Origin of the sequence: Aquimarina algiphila, from assembly GCF_007489275.1 — a bacterium.
GTDB classification, from domain to species: Bacteria; Bacteroidota; Bacteroidia; order Flavobacteriales; family Flavobacteriaceae; genus Aquimarina; species Aquimarina algiphila.
In genome coordinates, this window is the sequence record NZ_VLNR01000127.1 from 1 (window position 1) to 6,306 (window position 6,306).

A 6,306-nucleotide genomic window follows, 5' to 3' on the forward strand; every position below is an offset into this window, starting at 1 on the left:
CCTTTTAAAACCTTGAGTATTTTATCGTAATTTGCTTGAAAGTTGTGCATATGAATTATAGTGTCGTAACTACAATTTACTGCCTTTTAGCAGTTTGCGCAACTTTTTCTAAATGCACAACGGGTTTTAACTATAAAATTCTTTTATATGGATATTAAACGAACAGGACATATTCTTTATGTGAGAAAATATAAAGAATGTATACTATTTTATAGTACCGTTTTAAAACTGGATATTTTGTTTCAAAATAAAGAATTAACATGTTTTGATTTTTTTGGAACATATTTAATGATAGAAAAGGAAGATAGAGCAGATTATTTGAATCTTGGTGGAGGTGTCAAAAAGGCATTTAGTTGTATTCGAATGCACGTTATAAACGTAAAAGAGATAGTCCTCGATTTAAGTGCAGAAAAGATACCAGTAGAATATCAGGAACATAGTTGGGGTGTTGTAGCAAAGTTTTTTGATCCAGATGGAAATCTTCTGGCATTTAAAGATGAAGAAACGTTTGCAAAACAAATAAAAGAATATATCAAATAGAATAACTTTTATATATACCTAAATAGAGAAGAAATAGGTCAGTAAGTTTTAATTCTAAATGCACAATCGTATTTTTGAAAAACAAAAAAGTTGTATAAATGAAAATTGTAGTATCTCCAGCCAAATCATTAGATTTTGAAACCGCATTACCCACTATAAAGCATTCATCTTCAGCCTTTCTTCTTGAAGCAGAAAAGTTAAATGGAGTGCTCAAAAAGAAATCTCCCAAAAAGCTTTCTGAGTTAATGAGTATAAGTGATAAACTTGCACAGCTCAATTGGCAACGTAATCAGGAGTGGAGTCTTCCTTTTACTGTAGAAAATGCAAGACCTGCAATATATGCATTTAACGGTGATGTATACACAGGATTGGATGCGTACACACTATCAGAAGAAAAATTAAATCTGTTACAAGATCAATTAAGAATACTTTCTGGATTATATGGCATCTTAAAACCCTTGGATCTTATGCAGCCATATCGTCTTGAGATGGGTACAAAACTTAAGATAGGACGAAAAAATAATTTGTATGAGTTTTGGAAAAAAACGGTTACTCAACAGATAAACGAAGAGCTACAGGAGGATGAATTATTCATCAATCTTGCGAGTAATGAATACTTTAGTGCAGTAGATACAAAAGCATTAAAAGTTCCTGTAATCACCCCTCAATTTAAGGATTGGAAAGGAGACAAACTTAAGATGATTAGCTTTTTTGCAAAAAAGGCAAGAGGTATGATGGTACGTTATATCATAGATACTAATGCAAAAACTATAGAAGATTTAAAAGGATTTAACTATGAAGGTTATGGTTTTAGTGAAGAATATACTACTAAGCCTAATGAGTTGGTCTTTGTAAGATAGTATAATCATTATAATCTGGTTTTTAGTAGAAAATAACTTTGCTACTGATATTTAAATATAGTATTCCAAAAGAGGTATTGGTTTTTAAATAAGTTACGATAAGTACCATTTTTAAATGCATCTAATTTTAGTATCTTCAGCCCTAATAATTACAACACAAATTATTAGATGCAAAAAATTATCAATTTCCTTGATAGGGTTGGTGAAAAAATAGGGTCACTGGTTAGTTGGGTTGCAGCTTTATTGGCTGTGGTGATAGGTCTTGATGTAATTATTCGATATGTATTTAAATTTACATATGTATGGATGATCGAAATAGAGATTTATCTTTTCGGAATGTTATTCTTACTAGCCTCAGGATATACCTTTAAATATGAGAAACATGTTAGGGTAGATGTATTCTATAATAAACTTTCTAAAAAAGGAAAAGCATGGGTTGATCTTTTGGGAGGAGCTTTTTTGCTGATACCGTGGTGTTATGTTGTTATTGTTTCTTCATGGTATTATGGGCTATCATCATTTATGATTGGTGAAAGTTCTCCTCAGCCAGGAGGTTTACCAGCTTTATACGTACTTAAATTTTGTATTACTTTAGGTTTTGTTTTTTTATTACTTCAAGGAGTCTCTCATATGCTGAAATCAATTCAAACTATTTTTAATAAAGATCAGTAAATGGAGTACTTGGCAATATTATTATTTGTAATCATTTTTATTCTAATTTTAAGAGGATACCCAGTAGCTTTTACACTGGGGGGAATTTCAGTAGCATTTGCTTTTGGAGTATCGATTTTTGCTCCAGAACAGTTTCAGATGTCTACTTTTTATTTACTTCCATCCAGAATTATGGGTGTAGTGAATAATTATGTGTTAATGGCTGTACCTCTTTTTATTTTTATGGGGATTATGTTGGAAAAGTCAGGATTAGCCCAGAGTTTATTGGAAACTATGGCTATGATGTTTGGACGGGTTCGAGGTGGTTTAGCAATTTCTGTTGTAATTGTTGGGGCACTACTAGCGGCATCTACTGGCATAGTAGGAGCAACAGTGGTAACTATGGGATTGATAAGCTTACCTACAATGCTGAAGCGGGGATATAAAACAGAACTTGCTACTGGAGTAATAGCATCTTCAGGAACTTTGGGACAGATCATACCGCCTTCTATAGTACTGGTTTTACTAGCGGATACGATTAATAGTTCATCAAGAGGAGCAGCCTCCGTAGATGTGGGAGCTTTGTTTTCTGCAGCTTTGTTACCAGGGATTATACTCGTTGGTTTATATATTCTTTATATTTTGATAAAATCTTTTATTCATAAAGAAGATGCTCCCAGTATTCCTGCTGAAGAGATAAAAGAGTTCAGAGGAGATAACTTTACAGCAAAAATTATAAAAGTATTATTTCTGCCAATCTTGCTAATTGTACTTGTGTTAGGGTCTATTTTTACAGGTGTAGCTTCTCCGACAGAGGCTTCTGCGATCGGAGCAATTGGAGCCACAATATTAACTATTGTACAAAAAAAGTTCTCATTTAATATCTTAAAAGAGGTAGCGCAAGAAACTGCAAAGCTTACCTCAATGGTATTTTTCATTCTTTTAGGAGCTACTACATTTACACTAGTGTTTAGGACTCTGGGGGGTGATTCATATTTACAAGAGTTAATTATGTCGTCAAACCTGACACCTTTGTTATTTTTGTTATTAGTAATGGTAGTGATTTTTATCGCTGGATTTTTTATTGACTTTATAGAAATTGTTTTTATTATCGTTCCAGTGGTAACTCCTATTTTTAATGCTTTTGGTATGGATATGTTATGGGTTGGGATTTTGATCGCATTAAACCTGCAAACGTCATTTTTAACACCACCTTTTGGGTTTGCATTATTCTATCTTAAAGGGGTTGCTCCAGAAAGTGTAAAAACCAATCAGATTTATAGGGGAATTGTGCCTTTTATAATTATTCAATTAATTATTGTTGGGGTAGTAGTATTTTTTCCTGAGATTATTTTTATCTCTAAATAATTGTCAATTAAATTCTCTTTAATAAAGCTAAGAGTATATTTTATAACTTATTTATATCACAGATGAAATTCGATAAGACTCAAAAATATAAAACAAAAAAATCATTGACATTGGTAATGGTATCTGTATTATTTCTTTCTTGTTTGGGAGACCCCCCAGCAAGTATGAATACCACTTCATATGATGTAAGTAAACCTGATAAAGTATTTTATTGGAAGATGACTACAACATGGCCACCTAATTTTCCTGTAGTAGGTGAAGTAGCAGAAAAATATGCTGAATGGGTTGATGAATTGTCCAACGGGCAAATTAAAATTAAGGTATATGGAGGAGGAGAATTAGTTCCTCCTTTAGAAGCTTTTGATGCAGTATCACAAGGAAGCATCGAGATGGGGTGTGGTGCTGCGTATTACTGGGCTGGAAAAACCCCAGCGGCTCAGTTTTTTGCGGCAGTACCTTTTGGTATGAATAGCCAGCAAATAACTTCTTGGTTAGAAGTTGGAGGAGGATATGAGTTATGGAAAAAAACCTATGCCAAATTTAACCTTGTACCATTTATGGGTGGAAATACTGGTGTTCAGATGGGGGGATGGTTTAATCGAGAAATCAATTCTATAGAAGATTTTAAAGGATTAAAAATGCGCCTTCCGGGTATTGGAGGAAAAGTATTAGAAAAGGCGGGTGGTGCAGCTGTTCTGGTAGCGGGAAGTGAAGTGTATACAAGTTTAGAAAGAGGAGTAATTGATGCTACAGAATGGATTGGGCCATATCACGATTATAAGATGGGGTTTCATAAAATTGCAAAATACTATTATACTCCAGGATGGCATGAAACAGGTTCCCAGCTAGAATTTTTTATTAATAAAAACTTACATGACGGTTTGCCTCTTCATTTACAAGCGGTATTACAAGCCGCGGCTAAAAGAGCCCAAGTATGGGTTTTATCAGAGTTTGATAAACAAAATGGTATCTATCTGGATAAATTGGTAAATGAAGAAAATGTTGAGATTCGAGAATTTTCTAAAGAAACTTTGGATGCATTAAGAGGATACACAGAGGAAGCATTACAAGAAATGATAGGTAATGATCCTTTGTCAAAAGAAGTGTATGAGAGCTACTCTAGTTTTCAGAATAGAATCGCCAAATGGTCTGAAATTACAGAGAAAGCGTACTATAATAAAATACAGAAGTAATATGTATTCAAGATTAGAATAAGAAACTACAAAAAAAGCCATTTTAGTTGTTTAACTAAAATGGCTTTTTTATAAGATAACAATAAGATTAGAATATTAGATCTTCATCTGTCGTTTCAAGATCAACAGTAGTTGTGTTTCCTTCAGCATCAGTTACTGTTACTATACTGTCACATTCACCGTCTCCAAAATCTAAGGTTTTAGTAACTGTATTTTCTGTGTTTTTGATAGTTCCGCTTACGGGATATTCACAATCACCTTCTATACGCAAAGGAGTCGAAGTTGTAAATGAAAATAAATCGCCATTACTAAACGTGGCACTACCATTATTAGTGCTTAAACTATAAAACTCCAAAGTCTCATTATTTGTAAAAAATTCATTTTTCCCAGTTTCCTCAATAGTAGCAGTTAATCCATCTGCCCATGTGAAATCAATTTTAGAAGTTGTAGTAATGGTTTCTGATCCCTCTCCAGAAATAGAAATGACAAGATTGGTTGTACCGTTTACGGTCATGTCATTGAAAACGAGGTTTTCCATAGTTTGATTGGATGTAATAGAAATATTTTCACCATTAATATCAAATGAGAAAGACATTAATATTTTACCAGAAATTGTATCTCCTTTTTCAACCTCACATCCGTTTCCAAAATCTATAGTTACAGTTCCACTTGTCTGATCTTCATTTAATTCCTGATTTATAGTGTAGCAATCGCTCATTTTTTGACTGGATTTACGAGAAGATCTTGTACCAGGATTAATAGCGCCTGATGTTAAATCGTTTATTTGATCAGTAGCAGCCTCCAAATTTTTATATTGTTTAGAAGTAGAGACCTCACCAGTTACGCCTCCATTATTGTCCCCATCATCGTCACTACTACAACTAAATAAAAAAGCGGTAGCTACAATTAAACTGACAAAAGGAATGATTTTGTTTTTCATAATAAAAAGGTTTAATAGATTGTTTATGTTTATTTATCGGAGGGCAAAACTAAATGATAAGGTTTTTGAGGAAATTAAAATCGAGTTAATTTTTTTGTTAATTGTGCTTTCCTTAACAGGGGTTTTTCCCCTGTCACTTTTTGTATGTAATGAGCAGTGGTACACGCAAGTATTTGTCAGGTTAATTATAATGGGAGTTGTAGGAATATAAGGGCATGTGCCATACTAAATTTATTTTTACGATAAAAAAAGATTTTGAGAATTCATTTATAATCGGAAAATTGAAATGTACATAATAGAAAAACCAAATGCCCGTTGGAATGACTATTAAATCAGGAGTTACATCAATTGAATTTGTTTATGCATTCAAGTATGACTTTACAGCATTTATAACATTCATAATTCTTATAGTATATTAATTCGCTCTCCAATTCTTTTTTATTTAGCGTAACAAACCACAAAAACAAATCTAATTCATTAGATTGTTCTGTTAGAGCATTAATAGATACTACTAACTCCTCAAATGGATTACTATCTTGTTGATTATCTTTCATAATTATTATATACAATTCAAAGATACTTAAAAGCGATTTAAAACAGTTTTAAATCATCTTTAGGGTTAGATAGTGGAGATTCCTATGAAATTGACCCGGGTATTCCTGTTTAAATAGAGCATAGCAAAACAGTTCCCAAAAGCGTGTTTATTTCAGTGTTAAAATTACGATTTTTTTCTTTTTCTTCTCATCGACTCTCC

6 protein-coding genes are annotated in these 6,306 nt (G+C 32.7%); 5 read left to right on the forward strand and 1 reads right to left on the reverse strand.

Features of this window, described 5'->3' with window-relative positions:
- Positions 1-147 precede the first annotated feature (147 nt).
- From FOF46_RS30095 to FOF46_RS30115, 5 genes are all read left to right on the forward strand, one after another.
- A complete protein-coding gene (locus FOF46_RS30095) occupies positions 148-540 on the forward strand; it encodes a VOC family protein (RefSeq protein ID WP_143919127.1) in 393 nt (130 codons plus the stop codon).
- Positions 541-638: 98 nt separating this feature from the next.
- Positions 639-1,400 (forward strand): peroxide stress protein YaaA, encoded by a 762-nt coding sequence (gene yaaA, locus FOF46_RS30100; RefSeq protein WP_143919128.1) that lies wholly within the window; start codon positions 639-641, stop codon positions 1,398-1,400.
- A 168-nt stretch (positions 1,401-1,568) separates the two neighbouring features.
- A complete protein-coding gene (locus FOF46_RS30105; RefSeq protein WP_143919129.1) occupies positions 1,569-2,072 on the forward strand; it encodes a TRAP transporter small permease subunit in 504 nt (167 codons plus the stop codon).
- Positions 2,073-3,419, forward strand: coding sequence for a TRAP transporter large permease (locus tag FOF46_RS30110; RefSeq protein ID WP_143919130.1), 1,347 nt, complete (start codon positions 2,073-2,075; stop codon positions 3,417-3,419). It begins immediately after the preceding gene.
- Positions 3,420-3,481: 62 nt separating this feature from the next.
- Positions 3,482-4,612, forward strand: a complete 1,131-nt coding sequence (locus tag FOF46_RS30115; RefSeq protein WP_244299807.1) for a TRAP transporter substrate-binding protein — start codon at positions 3,482-3,484, stop codon at positions 4,610-4,612.
- An 88-nt stretch (positions 4,613-4,700) separates the two neighbouring features.
- On the opposite strand, the gene FOF46_RS30120 is transcribed toward FOF46_RS30115, so the two are convergent.
- Positions 4,701-5,552, reverse strand: coding sequence for a hypothetical protein (locus FOF46_RS30120; RefSeq protein WP_143919131.1), 852 nt, complete (start codon positions 5,550-5,552; stop codon positions 4,701-4,703).
- Positions 5,553-6,306 lie beyond the last annotated feature (754 nt).

What these genes read in the sequence shown, in the direction of transcription:
- FOF46_RS30095 (WP_143919127.1), top strand. Translation starts at nt 148, where the DNA reads ATGGATATTAAACGAACAGGACATATTCTTTATGTGAGAAAATATAAA.
- yaaA (WP_143919128.1), top strand. Translation starts at nt 639, where the DNA reads ATGAAAATTGTAGTATCTCCAGCCAAATCATTAGATTTTGAAACCGCA.
- FOF46_RS30105 (WP_143919129.1), top strand. Translation starts at nt 1,569, where the DNA reads ATGCAAAAAATTATCAATTTCCTTGATAGGGTTGGTGAAAAAATAGGG.
- FOF46_RS30110 (WP_143919130.1), top strand. Translation starts at nt 2,073, where the DNA reads ATGGAGTACTTGGCAATATTATTATTTGTAATCATTTTTATTCTAATT.
- FOF46_RS30115 (WP_244299807.1), top strand. Translation starts at nt 3,482, where the DNA reads ATGAAATTCGATAAGACTCAAAAATATAAAACAAAAAAATCATTGACA.
- FOF46_RS30120 (WP_143919131.1), bottom strand. Translation starts at nt 5,552, where the DNA reads ATGAAAAACAAAATCATTCCTTTTGTCAGTTTAATTGTAGCTACCGCT.